Here is a 23,002-nt window from a genome sequence, read left to right as displayed (position 1 = left end):
AAGCTAAGGGAACTTTTATTTTAATTTATATTGCTAACGAAAAATTGAATGTTGCTCCATTATCAACTATTCCCTCTGCCCATACTTTCCCTCCATGCTTCATTATGATGCGTTGTGTAATCGCTAGTCCTACTCCTGTTCCTTCAAACTCATCCTGCATGTGTAACCGTTGGAATACTCCAAAAAGTTTATCATAATACTCCATATTGAATCCCGCACCATTATCTTTTACAGAGAAAATAATTTCATCTTTTATTTCTTCTGAGAAAATTTCTATAAAGGGATGTGTTTTTTTTGAAGAATATTTTAGTGCATTTGAAATAAGGTTGAACATCACCTGGTGAAGTAAACCGTAATCACCTTTTACATTGTGCAATTTGCCTATCTTTATTTTTACCGTATTAGAAATTGATATATTCTGGTCAATTAAAATTTTTTCTGTCAATTCATTCATGTTAATTTCCGTCTTTTGCAATTCCTTACGCCCAAGTCTTGAAAACGAAAGTAGTTCGTCTATCAGTGTTCCCATTTTTAATGCATTATGACTGATGGTTTCTATAATTCGTTTTCCTTCAGTATCCAATTTTGTTCCATAATCTTCATTCAATATTTGTGCATATCCATTTACAGCACGAAGCGGTGCCCGTAAGTCGTGGGAAACAGAATAAGAAAATGCTTCTAATTCTTTATTGACAGAAATTAATTCGATATTAATACTTTCTACTTTTATTTTTTCCTCCAGATAATCATCCAGAATATTAAGAACAGCACGCTGAATATTTTCCATATTCATTTTGTCAGCGGCAGAGTCTTCCAATATGTTCAGTAAAGCTCTTTGTGTGTCTTCTGCGAGATATTTCTCTTCGCAATAGTCATCCAGAATATTAAGTACGGCACGCTGAATATTTTCCATATTTATTTTGTCAGCGGCAGAGTCTTCCAATATGTTCAGTAAAGCTCTTTGTGTATCTTCAGCTCTGTATCTCTCTTCAGAATAATCATCTAAAATATTTAATAATGCTTTTTGCATATCCATCAGATTAATTTGCTCTTGAAGAACATTTGCATCATTTGTTGGCGGAATATTTTTAAATTCCCTGAAATCGGTATGGGATATTTTATTCCGAGGATGGAAATTGCGCATTTATTTCTTTTTAAATTTTAAAATGGTTCTGTTTTTCTTAAACTGATTTTAAGTTTTTCAATTCTTCAATTTCCTTTTTCAATTCAATCATTTTCAATTCTCTTCCTACAGTCAATTTTCTGAATCTTTCCAATTCCTCCAATCGCATTAATTCTTTTTCCCGTCCTGCAACTTCTCTTTCCGCTAATTGCTTTTGTGTAGTAATATCACGCGCAGCAGCAAAAACTCCAAGTACATTGCCTTTGTTATCTTTATAAACGGAGGCGTTATATAACACATCAGTCAATTCTTCGCTTATATGTCTGATGGTCAAAGGGTAATCTGCAACAAACCCTTTTTCAAATACCTGCTGATAACCTTTTCTCGCTTTTTCAGGCTCTGTAAAATAATTTGAAAAGTCTGTTCCTATAAGTTTTTCGCGATTAATGCCTGTTACTTTTACAGAAGCCTCATTCACATCCGTAATTTTTCCGTCTGCGCTAATGGTAACCAATGGGTCTAAACTTGCTTCTATCAAACTTCTGGCATACTGTGACGCTTGTTTTTGTGTGGTAATATCACGTGCAGCAGCAAAAACACCAAGTACATTACCTCTGTCGTCTTTATAAACCGAAGCGTTATATAAGACATCAGTTAATTTTCCACTAATATGTCTGATAGTTAAAGGGTAGTCCGCAACAAAACTTTTCTCAAAAACCTGTTGATAGCCTTCTCTTGCTTTTTCTGGTTCCGTAAAATAATCTGAAAAGTCCGTTCCTATTAGTTTTTCGCGATTAAGACCTGTAACTTTTACAGAAGCCTCATTTACATCTGTAATTTTTCCGTTCGCGCTAATGGTAACCAACGGATCTAAACTTGCTTCAATCAAGCTTCTTGCATATTGAGAATAAAGAACCCGCTTTGTAATATCTCTCGCTATGGTTGAAAATCCAACAACCTTTTTTTTGCCATCTAAAATGGGAGAAATAGTTAAGGATACATCTATGATTGAACCGTCTTCTTTGACTCTTTGTGTTTCATAGTGTTCTAATTTCTCACCTTTTTTGTATTTTTTTAATAGTTGCTTATGCTCATCTGTTTCATGTGGAGCAAGAATATTGATGGATTTCCCCAATACCTTCAGAGAGGAGTATCCGAATATCCGTTCGGCTCCAACATTCCAGTAAACAATAAGCCCATCCATCGTCTTACTGATAATTGCGTCATCGGAAGATTCTACAATGGCGGCTAGATGCGACTGCAGGTGTGATTGTATTTCTTTAGTACTTTGTTCTGTTTTGGTATTCATTTACAAAAGTTTTGGTAGTATAAATTAGCGTGATTTTTTGAACTGCAGTTAGTTATTCAGTTTGAATTGTACGATGAATTCAGTTCCGGTACCTAACTCACTTTTGCATTCTATAACGCCATTCATAAGTTCAATATATCTACGTACAATGTATAACCCTAGCCCTGTTCCCTTAATATTAGCTGCATTAGATGCACGAAAGAAATATTCGAACAACAACGGAATTTCTTCTTTAGGAATTCCTATTCCGTTATCTTTTACAGATAATATATATGTTGAATTGGTAACTATTGTTCTGACATTTATTAGCCCATCCTCATTAGCATACTTAATGGAATTAGATATTAGATTCGTTAGTATTGCATTGTAAAGAGTTGAATCTAAATCTACTAAATCCAACCCCTCGTGGTCATATATAAGAGTTTGCCCTTCTTTACTGGATAATCTCATGGTATCTACAATAGCTGAAGTTATATCTGTTATACTAAAACTGGAGTAATAAACCCTTAATTTTTGATTGTCAATTTTGCTGATAGAAAGATAATCATTCAACGTTTCAGTCAGTAGGTTTACAGATGCTATTATTCGGTCTATATGTACTCTTCTTTTGCCCTGATCTTCTGTGTTAACATATTTTGAAAGAAGAAAACTTGAGGATAAAATTGTCCCTAGCGGAGTGCGGAACTCATGAGATGCCAGTGAAACAAACTTCAATCGCATTTCGCTTATTTCTCTTTCTCTGGCAAGTAACTGTTTAAGCTTTTCCTCATTTTTTTTATTTATGGCTTTTTTCACTGCAATTGGGAGTCGTTGAAGACGGTCTTTAAAAATATAATCATCAAAGCCTTCTTTCATCATTTCAACTGCATATTCTTCCGACATCCTGGAAGTAATAAGTATAAATGGGATATTAGCGTTGATTTCCTGTAAGATTGCAAAGGCCTTCAATGAATTGAACGAAGGAAGAGAATGATCAGATAAAACAATATCCGGGCAAAAGCTTTCAAGCGCTTTTACATAGCCTTCCTTATCGCTAACTACTAACCTTTCGAATTCAAAGTCACACTTTCTTAATTCATATCCAATTAATTCAACATCTGTTGGAGAGTCTTCAAGGTGTAACATTTTTATTAGCTGGTTCATTTTTGTTTGATCCCTCTTAATCATTGATATGTCTAAGCAGAATTTTTTGTCACTTGTGCTTTCGGAATATATTCATTTAGTATTAACCAATACAGCCCTATTTCGCATATTGCGGTTGTGAATTTTTCAAATTCAACAGGTTTGACTATATAACTGTTAACACCTAAATCATAACAGATTCGAATATCCGGATCTTCTTTAGAAGAAGTTAAAACTACCACAGGAATTGTATTAGTACTTTCGTCAGCCTTAATCTTGCGCAACACTTCAATTCCATTCACTTTCGGCATTTTTAAGTCCAGAAGAATCAGCTTCGGTTTATTTTTTGGATCTTTCCTACTATATTCTCCCGTGCAAAAGATAAAATCCAGGGCTGATACACCATCTTTTAAATGAATAATATTATTAGCCAGATTATTCTTTTTTAATGCCCGAATAGTCATTTCAGCATCATTTAAGTTATCTTCTATTAACAGAATTTCTATTTTTTCCATTTAGGGAAATATTTAAAGTTTTTGATTCTCCGGTAAGCTAATTTGTTTTTCAGAAGTGAAATCGTTGAAATGTATCTAATAACTTATGATTATCTTCTGGGGATTATATTTAATGTACTGTATGGAATGCGAAATAACAGCTGTGATGTTTTACAGCAGAACTATTTCATATTTTAAAGGAAAGAAGGAGTTTTAAATTTTACTTTAAAACAAAGAAGATTGCAGATAAGACAATAAGAATAAATCTTCTTACAATTTTAATAACAAGATTACTACATGATTTGTTTTGAGAATTTTCATATGTAAAGATCTTTTTATTTAGATCTGTACTATAAAACTTTGAAACGAAGAAGTTGATTATTATGAGTTGCAACTCTAATGTAACTTTTATTTTTATTGAATTGGTATTTATTTGAGGTTTATACGCATGTGATTGCTTTAAAGAATGTATTATTATCTTTGGAATATTGAAGAAGCCTGCAAGGTATTTAAGTGTAAGGATAGAAATTTTCTCCACAGAATCATGAGAATTATAAGAAGATATAAAAGCGATTTCAAATATCTAATTCTTCCATATGAACTCACTTCTCTTTTACCTGGTAATATACCCATTATTGTTACTGGCAAGCCTATATGTAGGGGCTTTCTTTGCCAAACGGGCGCTTAAAAGAAAATATGAGTGGAAGCTGCTGGGTGTGGAAAACGGTATGGTTGGCTTTTATGCTTTATTAATCTCTTTTTCCCTGGCACAGGCGGCGAGTCATCACCGGGAGAGAATGGTGTATATTCATGACACTGGTGATAGAATGGCTTTGCTGATCCGTAAGAGTGAATTGTACGACCCTGAGTTGAAGGAGAAGTTAAAACCCTATTATAGCCGGTTGTTTGAAATTTTGCTTGGTGAGATTCAGTCATCACGTGAAGTTGTACATCAATCCATCAATAAAATAGAAACGCTTGATAATAACCTGGATACTTATCTTATCCAGTATGCCAGATCATCTCCGGAAAGAGAGCATGAGGTGAATGAACTAATAGGGTTGATAGAACAGATGGAGGATGTTTATTACAGGTTAATGTATTCCTACCATGAAAATACTCCACATCTGATCCTGCTGATCCTGGTAATTTTTTCATTACTGATAGGGGTGCTCATGGGTTTTATTAATAAAATTCACCATAACAAGTTACATATTACGGCTGTTATCTTCATGATTATAAGTATCCTTATCATAAACACAATCCATGATCTTGATACACCATCACTCGGATTTATAAGACCAACTTTCGAAGATATCCAGGACGTGAAAGAATCATTCGATATGTATTTTAGTAAGCGGTAACCGCCGGCGCTGCTGTAGGTGTATATTATCTGGATGTTCTCCAGGTTAGCTATTACGTTGTATCTGATGGAATCCATCATATTTCATCCTGCTTAATCCCATAGATCATCCTGGTTTATCCCTGCTTTCACCCGTATATACCGCGCAGTTTGTCTACTCCCGTAAAATCATGACCTCCTTGGCAGGGGCTGTATTATCGGGTAATTTAATCTGGTTCTGTTTTCTTATAAAGGTCTTGAATGGCAATGTTTTAAAGAGCCTTGGGGTAGATTTACGTACAACAGGCACCACTGTTTTGCTTACCTTTTTTATAACAGGCAGGTATTCCCTGGAAAGGTTAGCTGTGATGACTTCCGCTGAAAGGCCTTCCTTCAGCCCTAAAATGGCTTTCCCGGTCATTTCCCTGTACACCTTATGATTCTTTACGGGTAACTGCCGGTAAAGCTGGGATGCGATACGGGAGCCCTCACTCAGCCTTCCCGAACTTCTCCTGAAGTTGGCAAAAGCCTTGTCTTTCTTTATCCGTTTACCGGTGATAGAACTTTGCATGCGGGCATAGTACAGACCATCCGGTAACTGATAAACAGTAACGCCATCTTTTGTACCCGTAAAAGGAGGAGGTTCCTCACGTACCCACTTAGCCATTGTTTTGTCTTTTATTAAATTTAATGATTTTTTCGAAACAAAAGGTGCATGATAAGTGCAGAGATTCGCTTTATCCGCGCACTTTTATAAGCGGGTATAGTAACGGTTTATTACTTTATAGGCCGGAACCCTACGTTTATCCTACGAAAAAAACGTAGGATGAACGTAGGATGAGTTTATCTCTACTGGATTAAGTATTTATAGAAGCTTTTACAGGGGGAGCGTTTTTGCAGATAATTATTTTTTTCGTTTTAGAAAAAAAATTCTTTAGGTGGGGATTTAAAGGTAATTTTTATAAAGGAATTAGCCCAAAAATATTAATAAGAAGGTAATATACCTCCCGATATCATATTTCTAACTTTGCAGGTGCCACAAAGTAAAGGGTCTGCAATGAATAAGCCAACCGATATTCTGCTAATAAAGAAAGGGGATGAACATGCTTTTGTAGAAATGTATCACCTGCTAAATAGGAGAGTCTTTAATTATTTTCTTAAAAAAACCGGTCAGACGGATGTTGCAAAAGACCTTACCCAGCAATGTTTCATCCGTTTATATCACTACCGGGAAAGTTTGTCAGAACAGCATCCATTGGAAAAACAGGTGTATATTATCGCTAAGTCAATCCTCATCAACCATATCCGCCTGGAAAACAGACGGAAACTAAGAGATACGAATTATTCTAAAGAACAGTCAGATGTTGAATCTTATAGCCACTTTGAGGTTAGTGATTACCTGGAAAAGATTATCGTAAAATTATCCCCCGTCCGCAAAAAAATTATCCTGCTCAAAGTACACAAAGGACTATCCAACAAAGAAATTGCTGAAGAATTATCCATTTCCGTAAAGACAGTGGAAAACCATATTACTAAAGCACATCAGCATATGAGGGTACTATCTGCCGAACTGGTGATCGTATTCGTGATACTGGTTTGTTAAGGAATTGTTACCGGTAGGGGACAACCATCATTCGTGGTGTATATATAAACGCATATGAAACGGGAAGAAGCATTATTAGATAAGTTTTACAATGGGACATGTACGCCGGATGAAGCGAAAATGGTAATGGACTTGCTCCTTGCACAGGAAACCGATTCTGAAGAGTGGGGAAATACCCCATTTACAGGTAACGGGTATGAGGCAGAAATGCTGATTGCCATTCATGCCAATACTTTTGGTAGCAAAACAAGGGTAAGAAACATGACCTGGGTGAAAATAGCAGTTGCAGCTAGTGTGTTATTGATTTGCTCCCTCTTCATAGTGAGAAGAAATGAAAGGAAAGTTACTCCCATCGCTTCTCTGAAAAATAAACATGCAATAAACGGGATCTCTTATAATGCGCCGGCAAATAAAAAAATGAGGATAAAACTGACTGATGGATCAATCATCACATTAGAGCCTGGGGCATTTCTGCAATATGATTCAACTGTATATAACAATAATAACAGAACATTATACCTGGAAGGGAAAGCATCATTCACAGTAACCGCAAACAGGGAAAAACCCTTTATTGTAAATGCTGCCGGCTTTTCTACCATCGCACTGGGTACATCTTTTATGGTGTCTGCACAACAGTCGCACGACTTACAGGTAAGACTGTTTTCCGGTAAAGTGGTAGTTAGAAAAACGGATAACGCATTCAAAGAAGTTTGCCTGCGCCCCGGAGAGGAACTGGTATATAGTTATGTAACACATAAAGAAAAGGTAAGCCGTTTTGAAGGAATACATAATAACATATTACCTGTACCTGTTCAGCAAAAGGGCATAAGTATCTATGATGATAACATGGTGTTCAATAATGCACCACTGAAAGATGTACTGGAATTATTCAGACACAAGTATCATATCACCATTCAATATGATGAACAAAGCATTTCATCCGTTTATTTTTCAGGGAAAGTACTGGCCTCCGATCCAGTGGAGCTGATATTAAAAACTATCACAAGAATAAATAATCTGACACTGATCTCCAGAGAAGGAGTATTTATCATTCAATAAATTTTCTTTCCCTATAAGTAGCATCTGATCATAAAAAATTAATCAAAATTAATCAAAATGGGACAAGCAAGAACGCTGTTCAAGGGCATTGTATGCCTGTTATTTATTATGTTCATGAGAGAACGAACGGTAGCTCAGAATGGGGTATCAGACGTTCACGGTACCGTGCTCACTGTAAAAGGTGAATCATTGCCCAGCGTGGCCGTACAGGCTATTGAAAAGGGAAGTGGACAAAAATTTAATACCCTTACCGATCCCAATGGGGATTTTATATTCCGCAATTTCGAGGTAGGTAAACAGTACGACTTTCATTTCTCCATCATGGGATATGAAAAGAATGACTACCTGAATTTTACTGTGGAAAATAAAGGTAAGAATTTACTCCTGGTAAGATTAACTGAAAAAAGTATCGGACTGAATGACGTAGTTGTAGTTGGATATGGTACACAGAAAAAAGTGAATCTGACCGGTGCTGTAAACCAGGTTGATGCAAAAACATTTGCAGACAAACCAGTGTCAAACGTGGCCCAGGCATTACAGGGAGCCATTCCTAACCTGAATATCACCTTTGGCGATGGTCATCCGGGAAGTACCGGTAATTTCAACATCCGTGGTTATGCGTCTATCACCAACTCTGGCGGTTCTCCGCTCATCCTTATTGATGGGGTACCCGGTAATATCGACATGCTGAATCCTCAGGATATCGAAACACTCACCGTTTTGAAAGATGCTGCTTCTGCTGCAATCTATGGCGCAAGAGGGGCATTCGGGGTTATCCTGGTTACTACTAAACAGGCTAAAAAAGGTGCGCTGAGTATTAACTACGGTACCAGCTTAAGTACCCAGAAAAATACTACCCGAACCGACTTTATCACCGATGGTTATACACAAGTGAACCTGGCAGATATTGCTTTCTCCCGCAACGTGGGAAACAGCTATACCGGCTACAATGCGGATGATTATGCAGAACTGAAAAAAAGACAAACAGATAAATCCCTGCCCTCCGTAGTGCTTCAAAACCGTAACGGACAAAACCAATATGTATATTATGGTAGCACAGACTGGTGGAATTTCCTTTTCAGAAAAAGTCAGCCCGGTACAGAACACCATTTCAGTATGAGTGGTGGTAGTGATAAAGTGGATTTCTTATTATCCGGCAGATACTACCAGCAGAAAGGAATGTTTCAGAGTTATCTGAAACAGGATATCTATAATGCCTATAACTTCAGGGCAAAGATCAATGTTCATCTGGCACCTTGGTTAACTGTTTACAGCAATACACAATTTGGTGCGAACGATTATACCTGGCCGGGTTATAATCAGAATATGACTGGTCTGTATAACCATGCAATGGCTTCTTATCTACCTAAAAACCCTGATGGTACTTTTACCTTCAGAACAAATCTTAATAATTATGGTGCGTACGAGTATGCAGATTTGCAAAATGGTAAATCTCATGGTGGTAACAAAAACTATAATATCACCAATACAGTGGGGTTTAATGCTACTATCCTGAAAGGCTTATCCCTTACCGGTAATTACGCTTATCAGCTGGATCCGTATTCCGATTATCAGCGTACCGCATTTATCCCCTGGTCTGTGAATCCTGGTATCATCAATAAAGCAGGAAATGACCAGTTAAGTGAGAATGTACATCTCGATCAGCATCATTCTGTAAACCTCTTTGCTACTTATGAAAAGAGTCTGCGTAAACACAATCTGAAAGTGGTAGGCGGGTACAACATGGAGTTGCAGAAATACAAACTGAATTCCGTAGCAAGACAAAATCTGTTATCTGAAGACCTGAACCAGATAGATCTTGGTACAGGTGCAACCACCGTTGCCGGAAACGCTGCTGAATGGGCATTACTGGGCTACTTTGCCCGTATTAATTATGATTACGAAGGTAAATATTTGCTGGAGCTGAATGGTCGTTATGATGGTAGTTCCCGTTTTCCTGCTAATCAGAGGTACGGTTTCTTCCCTTCTGTTTCTGCCGGATGGCGCATCAGTGAAGAGGCTTTCTTCTCAGGCTTAAAGAATGTAATGAATGAGTTTAAGTTAAGGGCTTCTTATGGTTCCCTGGGTAACCAGGATGTAGGAAATGATAACCTGTATCCGTATGTGCCTGTAATGAACAGCACATTAAGCAAATGGATAGTTAACGGTAACCAAACACAAACATTAAGTGTGCCGGATCCTATAACACCAAATTTTACATGGGAAAGATCAGCTTCCACAAATGCTGGTATCGATGTAGGGTTTATGAAAAACCGCCTTCAGGTCAGCTACGACTGGTATAGTCGGAAAACTACGAATATGCTGATCCCAGGTAAAACATTATCCTCCGTGTTTGGCGCAGCTTCTCCGCTGCAAAACGCAGGAGACTTACAGACCAAAGGCTTTGAAGTATCGGTAAAATGGCAGGATCATGGCAAACTGGCTGGCAAACCATTCTCTTACAATGTTGGTGTCGTGTTATCAGATTATACCGCTAAGATTACCAAATTCGATAACCCTGAAAACCTGCTGAGCAATCATTATGTAGGTCAGCAATTAGGCGAAATCTGGGGCTATAGCATTGACGGCTTTTTTAAATCAGAATCAGAAGCACAAAACTGGGCAATTAATCAGGATTATGTGGATAGGGACCAACGCCTCACTTCTCCTGGCGAATGGAGCAAGCTGCATGCCGGTGATCTGAAATTTAAAGACCTGAATGGCGATAAAATTGTGAACGAGGGAAAAAATACTCTTGCTGATCACGGAGATCTGCGTCGTATCGGGAATTCATTGCCTAGATATTCCTTTGGCTTTAATGCTGCTTTCAATTGGAATAATTTTGATTTGTCTTTATTCTTCCAGGGCATCGGAAAACAAAATTGGTATCCTAACGTAGAATCTTCCAAATTCTGGGGCCCTTATGGCAGACCATATGCTTCTTTTGTACCTAAAGATTTCGAAAGCCAGATATGGAGTGAAAACAATCCCAATGCTTATTATCCATTGTTGAGAGGATATGCTGCATATCCCGGTGGTGAGTTATCCGTAAATAATGATAAATACCTGCAGAACCTGGCCTACATCCGCTTAAAGAACCTGACAGTTGGTTATAATCTGCCAACATCATTGGTTAGAAGATGGAAGATGCAGAAACTACGTTTGTATTTCACAGGTCAGAATCTACTCACTTTTACAAAAATGAAAACCAAATACATAGATCCTGAACAAGTGAGCCCAGGTGCTAATGATGCAGGAGGAAGAGATTATCCTTTCTTTAAACAATACTCTGGTGGTTTTGATATTACATTCTAATTTAAAAGCTCTATAATAAGATGAAAAGAATACTTTTTTTCGCCGCAACCGGTCTGGTATTACTTTCAGGATGCTCGAAATTTCTCGACAGGCAACCGCTGTCAAAGATTTCTCCGGATAATGGATTTAATTCTGAGAGTGAACTACAATTATATGTCAACTCCTTTTATGATAAAATGTTGCCTAAAGCAGATAATGAGGATAATGGTACCTCCGGTTTGTATACAGAAACATCAAACAATATAGTACTCAACGGCCTTACACCACAATATACTGGTAACCGTACCGTACCAGTGTCTGGTGGAGGCTGGGACTGGACAAACCTTCGTAATATCAATTACTTTTTGCAGAATTATCAGCGTGGCAGCCTTGATACGACTATCACGTATAAATATGTAGCGGTAGCTAAATTTTTCCGTGCATATTTCTATTTTAATATGGTAGCCCGTTTCGGTGATGTGCCCTGGTACTCAAAAGTGATAGAATCAAACGATACGGCCAGCCTGAATAAAAAAAGAGATTCCCGTACGCTGGTAATGGATTCTGTACTGAATGATATCGATTTTGCTATTGCTCATCTGGGAACAGGTAGGAATGTGGCTGAAGTCTCAAAGTGGACCGCACTGGCTCTAAAATCCCGTTTATGCTTATTTGAGGGTACGTTCCGGAAGTATCATACAGAGTTTAGTTTGCCAAATGCAGATGTATTTCTCCAAAAGGCTGTAGATGCAGCGGCTGAAGTAATCAGTTCCAGTGGATATATTATTTATAAGAGTACTCCTGATCAGGCTTACCGTAACTTGTTCTCGTCTTTGTCCGTCATTCCGGAAGAAGTGATTTTGTCAAGACAGTTCAGTGCTGCTTTGCAAATATTTCACAACGTAAATTATTATACGGTTTCACCTTCTTTTGGTAAACCAGGACTGGAAAAAAGTCTGGTGAACAGTTACCTGATGAAAGATGGTACCCGGTTCACAGATATCCCCGGTTATACTACTATGCAGTTCTACGACGAAACGCAGAACCGTGATCCCCGCTTATCTCAAACCATCCGTACGGCTGGCTATAAACGAATTGACGGAAATGTAGTATTGCCGCCTTCATACGCAGGAACGGTTACGGGTTACCAGTTAACCAAATTCGTAACAGCTGCGGGCAATGATGCAAATGGAAAATCGCCCAATCCATTACCTGTAATTCGTTATGCTGAGGTACTCTTAAACTATGCTGAAGCTAAAGCCGAACTGGGAACAATTACGCAGGCAGATCTGGATCAGTCTGTGAAATTGTTGCGTGACAGGGTATCAATGCCCGGAATGAACCTGGCAGCTGCCAATGCAGATCCGGATTCTTACCTGGCTAATCAGTACACCCATGTAACGGGTACAAACAAAGGTATCATCCTTGAAATTCGCCGTGAACGTCGTATAGAACTTGTAATGGAAGGTTTCATCTGGAATGACCTTATGCGCTGGAAAGAAGGACATCTGCTGGCTGTTCAGTACAAGGGCGCTTATTTCCCCGGCGAAGGTAATTTCGATCTGGATGGAGATGGCAACACAGATCTCATTATCTATTCAGGTAACCCTCCATCCGTGCCCAATGTACAGTTCTTAAAACTGGGTACAGATATCGTATTGGAAAATGGTACCGCCGGTGGTAATATCATCGTGAATGGTACTATCCCTAAAACATTTAGTGAGGAGAGGGATTACCTCTTCCCACTGCCTACTCAGGAATTATTATTGAATCCTAACTTGATCCAGAATTCTAAATGGTAAAATTGTCCTGATGAAACAGTCGATCCCGCCTACTTATGTAGTGGCGGGATTGCTGTTTGTATTTAGCGGATGCTGCAAATAAATAATTACTAAATTCAAAAACAAAAACGGTAACTCAATAACAACTCCTTTCAGATCCTTATCCAGGAGATGAAAGCAGATGATGAGCAGTATACTTGCTGCCATTATGAAGTTCCCCCACAGAAATGTTTTAGGGAACAAGATAAGCAAAGCACTGATGATAGTGATTGCTCCGTTGATCATTACAGCAGTCTTTGTGAAATTCCATTTGCTAAACATGCTGAGCATTTCAGGTTTTCCGCTGAACATAGCCCATCCCTGTTTTAGTCCCATAAACACAGCAATAAGGATCAGGAATGAATTAATAACTTTGAGTATCATATTAGAATGATTTAAAACAAAGATCAGACATTGGTAATTCCAGGAATTACATATATCACACTATTCTTTGCAAATATCTAAGAAGCCCACCTTATCTGCCATGCTGCCTGGGTGAAGTTTAATAAAGACCTATTCTGGAGTCTTATTCTAAAGCCCAATTAACAAACCAAACAGATAGATTCAATGTATTTATTGATCAACTGCATTACATGGGTCGTAGGATTTATATCCCACGGCCAAAATCTAAGAATTTTGTTTCCTATACAGCACAGGAGTAAGATCGGTATGTTTCTTAAAGTAATTACTGAAGTGTGTGGATTCTGCAAACCCCAGTTGATAAGAAATCTCTTTAATAGGAACAGACGTATTCTGTAATAAAGATTTGGCTTCCGAGATCGTTTTCTCGATAATCCAGGTCCCAATAGGTTTCCCCGTCTTACTCTTAATCACATTACTTAAATAATTGGAATGAAGCCCCTGTACATCCGCATAATCCTGTACACGGAAAGGCTTATCCACTTTTCCACTCATTAGTTCCCGGTAGTGTTGTTCTAGCGTACGTTTGAAATTCTTTACTATCTGGGAACTGCGGTTACCCTCATAAATGGGGTTGTAGTCTTCCCAGAAGTATTCTTTGATCTTCAGTAACAAAACGACAAACAGGTTGCCTATCATTCTGTTTTTATAAGGAGAGTGGGAAAAATATTCCTTTAGAATCTGCTGGTACAGTTGTTCGAACTCAGCAAATATTTCATCATGCAATGTTTTTGGAGGTACAGTTTCTGCCAGTAAAAATGAAAATTCTGTAAATATATTGGGATGTACATTCTCTTTTAAAAAGGACTCACTTAGTGTAATCAGATACACCTCATTTAGCCTTTTCCACTCAAAGGATTTGTAGTGGCCCGGATTTGTGAAATAGATGGTACCCGGCTCTGTAGGGAAGGACTGCGCATCAGTCGTATATCTGCCTTCTCCGTCTTTTACAAATACAAAAGAGTAGAAGTTAGCCCGGTAAGTAGGGGAGATGTAAGGTAGTTCAGCATGAATCTCTCTCAGGTTATGAATGGTAAACTGGGTAGTCGTATCTATCATGTCTACGGGTAGATCAAGATAAATATATTGATCCAGCAAACTGTTAAATGACAGTATCTGTTCTTTCGTTTTTTTCTTAGTGCTCATTTAAAGGTATTATAGTTTCACCTCTTTCCATTTCCCTTTCTTGAAGAAGTACCAGGCCAGTAATGCAATGCATGTTTCTGCAACCGGGATTGCAATAAAGGCACCGGTTGCATTCAAATGTAGACCTTTTGACAGAATGTAGGCGAATGGAATCTGGAACAACCAGAAGCATACAAAGTTGATAACGGTTGGAGTTCTGGTATCACCCGCACCATTTAGTGCCTGAGTCATTACCATTCCTATACCGTAAAAGATGTAAGCAGATCCGATAATCTGTAATGAAAGCGCACCATACTGTACTACTTCCGCATCATGTGTGAAGAAACGTATAATGGGTGTTGCAAAAAACAAGAACAATATCATTACAAAACCAGTAAATATGGCATTATATTTTGCTGTCAGCAAAACACTCTGTTCCGCCCTGTCTATTTGTTTGGCCCCCAGGTTCTGACCTACAAGCGTAGCCGCAGCATTACTTAACCCCCAGGCCGGTAATATAAAAAATACAAAATTGCGAACAGCAATCTGATATCCTGCCGATGCATTTGTTCCGCCTGTCTCGGCTACCAGTCTTGCTAAAATGATCCAGCTGCCGCTGGCAATAAGGAATTGTAAAGTTGCCGGCCACCCAATGTTGAAGATCGATTGAATAAGCTTCATATCTGGCTTGAACTGGTAAGCATGAAATTTAAGGATCCGTTTGCCCTTAAATAAATGATAACACTGGTAAAGCACCCCGCAGCACCTGCCTATAACAGTAGCAATAGCCGCACCTTTTAATCCGTAAAAATGAATAAAAACAGGGCATAAGATGATATTAATAATACTGGCTACCCACAAGCTCTTCATCGCCATTGCAGCATCACCGGCTCCCCGGAATATACCGTTAATCAGAAATAACAGGATGATGAACAAACATCCGCCGAACATGATCCGTGTAAAAATAGCCCCCTCTGCTACCACTTCCGGATTGGCACCCATAAAGGATAGGATATCACCCGCAAAAAGAATCCCTGATATACTCAAAATAACCGTGACAATCAGGGCAATTACAATCGATTGTGCGCCTGCATGTGCTGCATCCCCTGCGTTCTTTTCCCCAATCCTCCTGGCTACAATCGCTGTTGAAGCAGTACTTAATCCAATCGCTATTGAATACACAAGGGTAATGACAGATTCGGTAAGCCCTACGGTAGCAATGGCATTCGGCCCTAATTTGCTCACAAAAAACATATCTACCAGCGCAAACACACTTTCCAGGCTCAGTTCCAGGATCATGGGAATGGCCAGCAGGAATACTGCCCGGGGAATACTTCCCTGTGTGTAGTCCTGCTGCTCTCCATTGAGTGATAACTTTATTATACGGTATATATCAGATAGCTTGTTGCTTTTAACCTGGCTCGTCGTCATATTACAAACATAAACCTTTTTGAAAAAAATTTAAAGGTATCTATAGGGGGGATCACAACTTTTGCCGTTGTAACATGTAGACCTTTTTTTTGAAAAGGTGTAACATTTAATATTATGTTACGTTTGACCGATACCTATTCCGTATTTTGTATGACAACTATAGCTGTTAATAATATCTCTATACCCCAGAGGCTGAAGAAATTTTTTGGGTGGACACAACGACCGGTTAGTATTACCGTTATCTATTTTTTAATTACACTCATCCTTTATATACAGGCCATTACCACCGGCAGGTATAACAATTTTATCATTTTTCGTACATCTTTTTATCATCTTATTCATGGGTTACCGTTATACCAGCTCTACCCCGCAGAATATTATGATTATTTCCTTTATCATCCCTCTTTTCCGGTAGTATTCGCGCCTTTTGCGCTGTTGCCAAAAGAAGCCGGACTGCTATGCTGGCTGATGACCAGCACTGCCATCTTCCTGGCTATGCTGCGTAAACTGCCATTCAGTGACAATGCTAAATGTGTTATTACCTGGTTTCTGCTGGTAGAATTAAGCAATGCCATCCAGTCAGAACAAACCAATCCTGCTATGGCTGCTTTTATGGTACTCACCGTAGTGTATCTTCAGAAACAACAGCCGGCACGCGCCGCTTTATTTGCAGCACTAAGCTTCTTAATAAAAGGATATGGTGGTATCGCAGCTATTGCTTTTCTCTTTTTTCCGCGTAAAGGAGCTTTCATTGGCTGGGGATTAGTATGGGGTATTATAGGAACAGCGTTACCCCTGCTATTTATTTCTCCTACTTTATTATGGCAGCATTATATCGACTGGATAGGACTGCTGACGAGTACCACTATTAAAGAAGACGGATCTTTATTAGGTATGTTGCATACCATGCTTTTGTTAAAGCCTTCTGTCGCTGCTATATTCGACAAGGTTGCTTTATTAGCCGCAGTCGCATTATTGCTCTATACCTTATTATGTGGGTTTATCAGGAAAGTAAGGATGTATCCCTGGTTACTGATTTCCTATGTGTTAATATGGATCGTAATCTTTAACCAAAGCACAGAGTCGCCAACTTATATTATCGCCGTATTGGGCATTGCTGTTGCATGTTATGCAATGCCGCTGCAACCGCAGTGGCGCAGTATGTTATTATGGCTTGCTTTAGTACTGACAAGCCTCTCCCCAACAGATCTTGTCCCAAAATTCATTAACCAGTATGCCATTGCTTATCATATAAAATCATTCGCCTGTACGGTTACCTTAATTTTTTTACAGGGATATATAGGGGGATGGAAAAATTCTAACGTCTTTATAAAAACTCAATAAACATTGTGATGTGGGCAATTAAATAATTTATCGCTAACCTATATTATGTCTGTACAATTTTTATCTAAACATTCAGCTGATAAAGCTGAATCAGGATCGTTATTGCAAATAACGACCGGCTTCGATCTGATTTTACCCTGCTGTAATCCTCCTGAGGATTGGGTAAATACTTTAGTAAAACATTATAGGGAGGTACAACAGATCGTGCCCCTTGTACCGTTACAATTAATTGTAGTCAATGATGGATCTACTATTAATTTCAACACACAGCATATCCTGCAATTGAAAGCTTCTATCCCCGGAATTATTATCGTCAGCTACCCGGTGAACAAAGGAAAAGGCCACGCTGTGAGAGAAGGAATAAAACGAGCTACCTTTGAGCTGCAGATTTGTACAGATCTCGATTTCCCATTTGGAACAGCTGCGATAAAAGAAGCTTATGATCAACTGCTGGCTGGTGCCGATGTAGTAGCAGGAGAAAGAGGAAATGCCTATCTGGAACTATTACCCGCTAAACGTCGTATCATTACACGTTTAAGCAGGACTATCAACCGCCTGGTATTAAGACTGCCGGTTTGTGATGCACAGGCAGGTCTGAAAGGATTTAACGGGATGGGACGATCCGTATTAGAGCGTACCTCTATTGACGGGTTCTTATATGATAGTGAGTTCATTTATAAGGCAAGCAGAAATACAGCACTTAGAATTAATCCAATCACGATCAGTTGTCGACCAGGTGTCAGTTTCTCTTCTTTCAGAACAAAACTGCTGCTAAAGGAACTACGGAATTATTTAAAGATTTTAACCAACAGGAAATGAGTATAAATAATAAACTGCTGATCAGCATGGATGTAGAAGAATTTGATATTCCTGAAGAATTCGGAGGGGAGGTTTCTCTGCAGGAGAAACTCTCCGTTTCTCATAAGGGATTACTATCTGCGCTGGAGTTGTTTGAACGCCATAATGTTACAGCTACTTTCTTCATCACTGCTTATTGGGCACAGCATTATCCGCAGCTGGTCCGTACACTCGCAGAGAAACATGAAATAGCATCTCATCTCTTTTTTCATAGTGAATTTGAAATGTCTCATCTGGAAAGTTCCAGGTTGGTATTGGAGGAGATCTGTCAGAAGCCGGTACATGGATTCAGAATGCCCCGGCTTCGCCCTGTGGATTATATAAAACTCAGGGAGGCAGGTTATAAGTATGATGCTTCTTTAAATCCTACATGGCTCCCAGGTCGTTATAATAACCTGGATAAACCTAGAATACCTTTTCAGAAGAACGGCTTATGGGTCATGCCTTCTTCAGTTTCTCCCCTGTGCCGTTATCCTGTATTCTGGCTCAGCGTAAAGAATATGCCGGGTGCAGTCACCCGTTATTTCAGTAACAGTATTCTGAGAAAAGATCATCTGTTGTCATTTTATTTCCATCCCTGGGAATTAAATGACTTGGAAGGATATAGCCTCCCTGCTTATATCCGCAAAACCTCCGGTATAAAAATGTATAAAAAGATGGATCAGTTCCTTGGATTCCTTAAAACAAAGGGAACGTTCAGTACACATATGGAATGGATTTCGCAACAGCCTTCTTTTTAAGATATTGGTATACTAAGGAGAATACTTCTTATCTCATTAAAATCAGACTCAGCAAAATCCATTTCTTTCCAGGTTATTTTGTAACTTTTTTCCGGAGAACTGCTTTCTTCTTAGGTGCAGACATTTTCTTCGCCACAGCTTTTTTAGGAGCAGCTTTTTTAGCTGTAGCTTTCTTTGGTGTCGCTTTTTTTGCAATAGCCTTCTTAACTGTGGCTTTTTTAGGAGTAGCCTTCTTAACTGTGGCTTTTATAGGAGCAGCCTTCTTTGCCGTTGCTTTCTTTGGTGCAGCTTTTTTAGCCACGACCTTTTTAGGGGCAGCTTTCTTCGCAGTAGCTTTCTTAGGCTTTAGTACTTTAGCACCTTCCGCCCTTGCTTCAGATAAACCAATGGCAATAGCTTGTTTTCTGTCGGTTACCTTTTTTCCGCTACGTCCACTTTTCAACTTTCCTGCCTTCATTTCTTTTATGATTTCTTCAACTTTCTCAGCGCTTTTTTTTGAATACTTTCTCATTGCATAGAATTTAAAGGTGAGTAATAAGATATTTGTATCAAAAGGCAGGCCATAAGAGAGTATTCTTATTGAATAAGGCAAATTCCCATAAACTTTAAACCGTAACAGATCACGGAGTTAACGTGATCATTTCTCCGGGTGATGTCTTCATCGTCAGTAATTTAGTATTCACCCTTTTTTTTCCATTTATCATCACTCCCTTACTCCAGGGAATGATCACCCGCAGCTCATTACCTTTTTCACTAAGAATTTTTATAGAAGAGATATTGCCATCCACCTGGCGGGCGCTTACTAAAAAAGCGCCTGCAGCACGCAGATCAGTAAAGGCTGCATCTTTTGCAGCAGGCCAGTTCGGGAATAAACGGATGCTACCATCATAACTCTGCATTAAACATTCATTGATTACAACTGGCAGGGCAAAGTTCTCAAACCAGATCCCCATCTTTGACATGTAATAATAATCTGTGAGGTCGTTATAACGTCCATGAACCTGCAATACTACATCCGTTGCAGTACCATTGGGTAGTAGGGCGTATTGCACATGACGTTTAAACCGCTCAATGTCCAGCATCCCTATACGGGCAGCCTGCAGGTTCATAAATACAAGTGCATTGCCTCCTTCATTTTGCTGATTATAAAAAGTGCTCTTTAATTTTTGCAGTGTAGCGGGATCTGAGTGCAAGCCATGATCTTCCCCCGGGAACACAGTAATTAGCGCATTAGGGACATTATATACCACCTTGTCATGTTCACCCGGCGCAGATACAAAAATGTCTCCATATTCCTTAGAATGAGCTGTAGGGTATGCGGGGAAATGAGCCAGCACATCATTAACATCTGCCAGTAATTTCTTCTCATCAGTGTGCAATAATTCAACAGCCTGCTTAAATGCGTTGAAAATAAAACGTGTTAATGTCAGATCAATAGAACAGTCATAGTTATACTTAAAGCCCGGCCTTAATCCATATAACTCCGGAGGAATAGTAGGGAAGATGTGATAGTCTTTATCTTTCCATCGTGCATCACCATGTGCATCCGGTCTTTTCATATAGGCGGTCAGGAATTCAACAGCCGCTTTCATAGGCTGATATGCTCTTGTCCTTAAGAAAGCAGTATCACCGGAATACAGATAATGCCACCATAAGCCCTGTACAGCCCAGGGTGTTTCACATACTTCCCAGCCCCAGTCAGGAACAGGATAAGGGTTCATTGTCATCTTTACAGGGTACGCGGAATGGGGAAAATAAGCCCCGGGCAGGCCGTAATATTCCTTTGCCCACTGGCGGCTCACTGGCATCAGGGATTCAATGAGGTTAACATAAGGCAGGTTCTTTTCAAGATGATTACTGCTAAAGGTCATCCAGAAAGGTTGCTGGGTATTATAATTCATGTGATAATCACCATGCCAGGCTGTACCAATATCCTTATAACTCCAGTTGGCATATAACCCCGGACATGTAACACCATCTTTGGCGGCGCAGTTAAAAAAGTAAAGGTTCCGGTACCATATTTCCTCCAGGAAAGAATCACTTAATTGCACAGAAGATTTACTCCAGTATTGATCCCAGATAGCAACATTGGTTTTAAATACCCGGTTATATTCTTCAGGAGAAAGTGGCTGTTCCATATCCGGTTCTTTGCTAACAAGTGAATCTGTTCCTTCTTCAAGTGACATTACTGCATTAAATATATTTTCGGACGATAACGCTGCTTCAAGTGATAACATCGTTTCCTTGTTACCATTCCAGTTAATCCGTGTCGTTTTACTCAGTAGGCTATTCATCTTTGCGGTCAAACGGAATGCCTTATTCGATTTGTTATCAATAGATGGTAATATTTGCCGGAATGAAAGGATGCCCTTTGAAAGTTCCTCTTGTACAGCATAATGGGGGAATTCTGCAGGAGTGGAAGGATCCGGTATTACCTTTACCCGTTCAAAAATATTTTTCTGAGGATGACCATCTTTATCAGTCAGTAACATCATTAATTTGTCTTCCTTCATATTGGTGAATATCCGAAGAATCAATTCTTTATTGTCAACCGTCAATAGTCTTACTGAACACAGCCCATTTGAAATATCCAGCGTATGACCGACCATCTGAACCTTCCGCGTATCGAATCCCAATAGTATCGATCCACAGGGAAAAGGCCGGGGATACTTTTTACGGTAGTTGTCGCCGGACATCTGGTTATACTGGTTATACCAGGGATCGTCGGATAGGTTAGTCAGAGTATCTGGTATATCCTTCACCTTATTAAATACATAATTGAAGTCTTTTAATTCTTCTTTATGCTCTTCCGCAATCCTGATATCCCATATATTATTATGTCCGAAATAAAACACAATCGCATCCGGCCGGGTGGTAACCACTATACCTAATCCACCATTACCCAGTAAGGCACCTTCAAAAAAGCCCGGAGCCGGTTTGTTATATATAATGGAATGTTTTGCCGCCAATTCTTTACCCTGGGTAAATCCTGTTAAGAACAACAGTAGTAATATAGCCAGGCCAATCAATTTTTTCATACGTGGTAAATGGGTTGATTCGCCTAAAATAGCAATAATTAATAATCTTTCAATACCGGCAGATATTACATCGTTATAAATTTTCCTTATTTTTAGGCTGAATATTGCCAACTCAATATGAAAATAGAGCGATATCTTCCGGCTGATAACCTAAAACCATTCATTAAAGCTTTCATGATCATTGAAAGTGACAATGGAATGGAAAACAATACATTGCCAGATACATCCGTAGTGATGGCCTTCAGGTATATGGGGAATATTTCCATTGCAGGTAATCCATTACCTGTATCTATGATTAGCGGCCTCAGAAATTCTCCACGCTTAATTGGCTATTCGAAAGCAACGGCTGCATTACTTGTTATTTTCACCGAAGGTGGAGCAGCTGCATTTTTAAAACAACCTTTGCACGAGCTATTCCAGGGTAGTTTATCTCTGGATGATTTAATCCCACGTTTTCGGTTGAATGAAGTGGAAGAACGGTTAGGAGAAGCAGGTAACACGCAACAACGAATTGCAATCGTTGAGCGCTTCCTCTTATCAATATTAAAAGTACAGCAGTCAGACTTGCTCATAACCAATGCTATACAAGAGATAAAACAAGCCAACGGAGATCTTAGAATCAAATCATTAATCAGCAAACTATATATCAGTCAGGATGCTTTTGAAAAGAGATTCCGCAAAACTGTGGGTACTTCACCGAAACAATTTGCGGGTATCGTCCGATGGAGAAATGTGATAGCGAAATATCCGCAATCAACCAGTCTGACTGCGGCAGCCCATGCCGCCGGTTACTTTGATCAGGCCCATTTTATAAAAGATTTCAAATCATTCACCGGACAAACACCACATTCTTTTTTCACATCACCCGTTTTTTGGTAAA

At 39.1% G+C, this 23,002-nt stretch carries 19 protein-coding genes; 9 read left to right on the top strand and 10 right to left on the bottom strand.

The features are described 5' to 3' along the window. Positions 1-25 precede the first annotated feature (25 nt). The 4 genes from BM176_RS08960 to BM176_RS08945 are packed head-to-tail and all read right to left on the bottom strand — an operon-like array spanning position 26 to position 4,069. Positions 26-1,144 carry a sensor histidine kinase gene (locus BM176_RS08960; protein WP_090102004.1) on the bottom strand — a complete coding sequence of 373 codons (1,119 nt, stop codon included), beginning with the start codon at positions 1,142-1,144 and terminating at the stop codon, positions 26-28. Between the two features lie 37 nt (positions 1,145-1,181). Continuing rightward, positions 1,182-2,432, bottom strand: coding sequence for a PAS domain-containing protein (locus BM176_RS08955; protein ID WP_090102002.1), 1,251 nt, complete (start codon positions 2,430-2,432; stop codon positions 1,182-1,184). 48 nt (positions 2,433-2,480) lie between these two features. After that, a complete protein-coding gene (locus BM176_RS08950; RefSeq protein ID WP_177230349.1) occupies positions 2,481-3,575 on the bottom strand; it encodes a hybrid sensor histidine kinase/response regulator in 1,095 nt (364 codons plus the stop codon). Positions 3,576-3,607: 32 nt separating this feature from the next. Beyond that, complete coding sequence (locus BM176_RS08945) at positions 3,608-4,069, bottom strand: response regulator (RefSeq protein WP_090101999.1); 462 nt, start codon at positions 4,067-4,069, stop codon at positions 3,608-3,610. Positions 4,070-4,644: 575 nt separating this feature from the next. Here BM176_RS08945 and BM176_RS08935 point away from each other — a divergent pair. After that, the gene (locus BM176_RS08935; RefSeq protein WP_090101995.1) at positions 4,645-5,412 is read left to right on the top strand and encodes a hypothetical protein; all 768 of its coding nucleotides are present in this window, start codon (positions 4,645-4,647) and stop codon (positions 5,410-5,412) included. Between the two features lie 153 nt (positions 5,413-5,565). Here the strand turns inward: BM176_RS08935 and BM176_RS08930 are convergent, their stop codons facing one another. Next, positions 5,566-6,057, bottom strand: coding sequence for a hypothetical protein (locus tag BM176_RS08930; protein ID WP_090101993.1), 492 nt, complete (start codon positions 6,055-6,057; stop codon positions 5,566-5,568). A gap of 390 nt (positions 6,058-6,447) precedes the next feature. On the opposite strand from BM176_RS08930, the gene BM176_RS08925 reads away from it, so the two are divergent. The 4 genes from BM176_RS08925 to BM176_RS08910 are packed head-to-tail and all read left to right on the top strand — an operon-like array spanning position 6,448 to position 13,148. After that, positions 6,448-6,993 (top strand): RNA polymerase sigma factor, encoded by a 546-nt coding sequence (locus BM176_RS08925; RefSeq protein WP_090101991.1) that lies wholly within the window; start codon positions 6,448-6,450, stop codon positions 6,991-6,993. 54 nt (positions 6,994-7,047) lie between these two features. Beyond that, positions 7,048-8,052, top strand: coding sequence for a FecR family protein (locus BM176_RS08920; RefSeq protein WP_090101989.1), 1,005 nt, complete (start codon positions 7,048-7,050; stop codon positions 8,050-8,052). 57 nt (positions 8,053-8,109) lie between these two features. After that, positions 8,110-11,367, top strand: coding sequence for a SusC/RagA family TonB-linked outer membrane protein (locus tag BM176_RS08915; RefSeq protein WP_090101986.1), 3,258 nt, complete (start codon positions 8,110-8,112; stop codon positions 11,365-11,367). Between the two features lie 20 nt (positions 11,368-11,387). After that, a complete protein-coding gene (locus BM176_RS08910) occupies positions 11,388-13,148 on the top strand; it encodes a RagB/SusD family nutrient uptake outer membrane protein (protein WP_090101984.1) in 1,761 nt (586 codons plus the stop codon). Positions 13,149-13,181: 33 nt separating this feature from the next. Here BM176_RS08910 and BM176_RS08905 read toward each other — a convergent pair whose 3' ends face one another. The 3 genes from BM176_RS08905 to BM176_RS08895 form a co-directional block, all read right to left on the bottom strand. Next, complete coding sequence (locus BM176_RS08905) at positions 13,182-13,550, bottom strand: DoxX family protein (protein ID WP_090101983.1); 369 nt, start codon at positions 13,548-13,550, stop codon at positions 13,182-13,184. 243 nt (positions 13,551-13,793) lie between these two features. Next, a complete protein-coding gene (locus tag BM176_RS08900; RefSeq protein WP_090101981.1) occupies positions 13,794-14,732 on the bottom strand; it encodes an AraC family transcriptional regulator in 939 nt (312 codons plus the stop codon). 9 nt (positions 14,733-14,741) lie between these two features. After that, entirely contained in the window at positions 14,742-16,142 is a 1,401-nt protein-coding gene (locus BM176_RS08895) for an MATE family efflux transporter (RefSeq protein ID WP_090101980.1), read from the bottom strand. 114 nt (positions 16,143-16,256) lie between these two features. Here BM176_RS08895 and BM176_RS08890 point away from each other — a divergent pair, with 114 nt between their 5' ends. Genes BM176_RS08890 through BM176_RS08880 form a run of 3 tightly spaced genes read left to right on the top strand, consistent with a single transcriptional unit; the run spans position 16,257 to position 19,084 of the window. After that, positions 16,257-17,486 carry a glycosyltransferase family 87 protein gene (locus tag BM176_RS08890; protein ID WP_090101978.1) on the top strand — a complete coding sequence of 410 codons (1,230 nt, stop codon included), beginning with the start codon at positions 16,257-16,259 and terminating at the stop codon, positions 17,484-17,486. 45 nt (positions 17,487-17,531) lie between these two features. Beyond that, a complete protein-coding gene (locus BM176_RS08885; protein WP_090101976.1) occupies positions 17,532-18,305 on the top strand; it encodes a glycosyltransferase in 774 nt (257 codons plus the stop codon). Then, positions 18,302-19,084 (top strand): polysaccharide deacetylase family protein, encoded by a 783-nt coding sequence (locus BM176_RS08880; protein WP_090101974.1) that lies wholly within the window; start codon positions 18,302-18,304, stop codon positions 19,082-19,084. The genes BM176_RS08885 and BM176_RS08880 overlap by 4 nt, the downstream gene beginning before the upstream one ends. 73 nt (positions 19,085-19,157) lie before the next feature. Here the strand turns inward: BM176_RS08880 and BM176_RS32885 are convergent, their stop codons facing one another. Together BM176_RS32885 and BM176_RS08870 are read right to left on the bottom strand one after the other, a co-directional pair. Beyond that, the gene (locus BM176_RS32885; RefSeq protein WP_143097759.1) at positions 19,158-19,595 is read right to left on the bottom strand and encodes a DUF6496 domain-containing protein; all 438 of its coding nucleotides are present in this window, start codon (positions 19,593-19,595) and stop codon (positions 19,158-19,160) included. A 109-nt stretch (positions 19,596-19,704) separates the two neighbouring features. Next, the gene (locus BM176_RS08870) at positions 19,705-22,122 is read right to left on the bottom strand and encodes a glycosyl hydrolase family 95 catalytic domain-containing protein (RefSeq protein ID WP_143097758.1); all 2,418 of its coding nucleotides are present in this window, start codon (positions 22,120-22,122) and stop codon (positions 19,705-19,707) included. A 117-nt stretch (positions 22,123-22,239) separates the two neighbouring features. On the opposite strand from BM176_RS08870, the gene BM176_RS08865 reads away from it, so the two are divergent. Beyond that, positions 22,240-23,001 (top strand): helix-turn-helix transcriptional regulator, encoded by a 762-nt coding sequence (locus BM176_RS08865; protein WP_090101971.1) that lies wholly within the window; start codon positions 22,240-22,242, stop codon positions 22,999-23,001. The last annotated feature ends 1 nt before the right edge of the window (position 23,002 follow it).

The organism is Chitinophaga sp. CF118 (genome assembly GCF_900112615.1).
Classification (GTDB): Bacteria; Bacteroidota; Bacteroidia; order Chitinophagales; family Chitinophagaceae; genus Chitinophaga.
This window is presented reverse-complemented; position numbering and strand designations above follow the sequence as displayed.

Excerpts from the sequence above, each read along its gene's own strand:
- BM176_RS08915 (WP_090101986.1), top strand. The coding sequence starts at position 8,110 with ATGGGACAAGCAAGAACGCTGTTCAAGGGCATTGTATGCCTGTTATTT.
- BM176_RS32885 (WP_143097759.1), bottom strand. The coding sequence starts at position 19,595 with ATGAGAAAGTATTCAAAAAAAAGCGCTGAGAAAGTTGAAGAAATCATA.
- BM176_RS08950 (WP_177230349.1), bottom strand. The coding sequence starts at position 3,575 with ATGAACCAGCTAATAAAAATGTTACACCTTGAAGACTCTCCAACAGAT.
- BM176_RS08920 (WP_090101989.1), top strand. The coding sequence starts at position 7,048 with ATGAAACGGGAAGAAGCATTATTAGATAAGTTTTACAATGGGACATGT.
- BM176_RS08890 (WP_090101978.1), top strand. The coding sequence starts at position 16,257 with ATGTTACGTTTGACCGATACCTATTCCGTATTTTGTATGACAACTATA.
- BM176_RS08880 (WP_090101974.1), top strand. The coding sequence starts at position 18,302 with ATGAGTATAAATAATAAACTGCTGATCAGCATGGATGTAGAAGAATTT.
- BM176_RS08960 (WP_090102004.1), bottom strand. The coding sequence starts at position 1,144 with ATGCGCAATTTCCATCCTCGGAATAAAATATCCCATACCGATTTCAGG.
- BM176_RS08945 (WP_090101999.1), bottom strand. The coding sequence starts at position 4,069 with ATGGAAAAAATAGAAATTCTGTTAATAGAAGATAACTTAAATGATGCT.
- BM176_RS08930 (WP_090101993.1), bottom strand. The coding sequence starts at position 6,057 with ATGGCTAAGTGGGTACGTGAGGAACCTCCTCCTTTTACGGGTACAAAA.
- BM176_RS08895 (WP_090101980.1), bottom strand. The coding sequence starts at position 16,142 with ATGACGACGAGCCAGGTTAAAAGCAACAAGCTATCTGATATATACCGT.
- BM176_RS08885 (WP_090101976.1), top strand. The coding sequence starts at position 17,532 with ATGTCTGTACAATTTTTATCTAAACATTCAGCTGATAAAGCTGAATCA.
- BM176_RS08910 (WP_090101984.1), top strand. The coding sequence starts at position 11,388 with ATGAAAAGAATACTTTTTTTCGCCGCAACCGGTCTGGTATTACTTTCA.
- BM176_RS08925 (WP_090101991.1), top strand. The coding sequence starts at position 6,448 with ATGAATAAGCCAACCGATATTCTGCTAATAAAGAAAGGGGATGAACAT.
- BM176_RS08900 (WP_090101981.1), bottom strand. The coding sequence starts at position 14,732 with ATGAGCACTAAGAAAAAAACGAAAGAACAGATACTGTCATTTAACAGT.
- BM176_RS08955 (WP_090102002.1), bottom strand. The coding sequence starts at position 2,432 with ATGAATACCAAAACAGAACAAAGTACTAAAGAAATACAATCACACCTG.
- BM176_RS08870 (WP_143097758.1), bottom strand. The coding sequence starts at position 22,122 with ATGAAAAAATTGATTGGCCTGGCTATATTACTACTGTTGTTCTTAACA.
- BM176_RS08905 (WP_090101983.1), bottom strand. The coding sequence starts at position 13,550 with ATGATACTCAAAGTTATTAATTCATTCCTGATCCTTATTGCTGTGTTT.
- BM176_RS08865 (WP_090101971.1), top strand. The coding sequence starts at position 22,240 with ATGAAAATAGAGCGATATCTTCCGGCTGATAACCTAAAACCATTCATT.
- BM176_RS08935 (WP_090101995.1), top strand. The coding sequence starts at position 4,645 with ATGAACTCACTTCTCTTTTACCTGGTAATATACCCATTATTGTTACTG.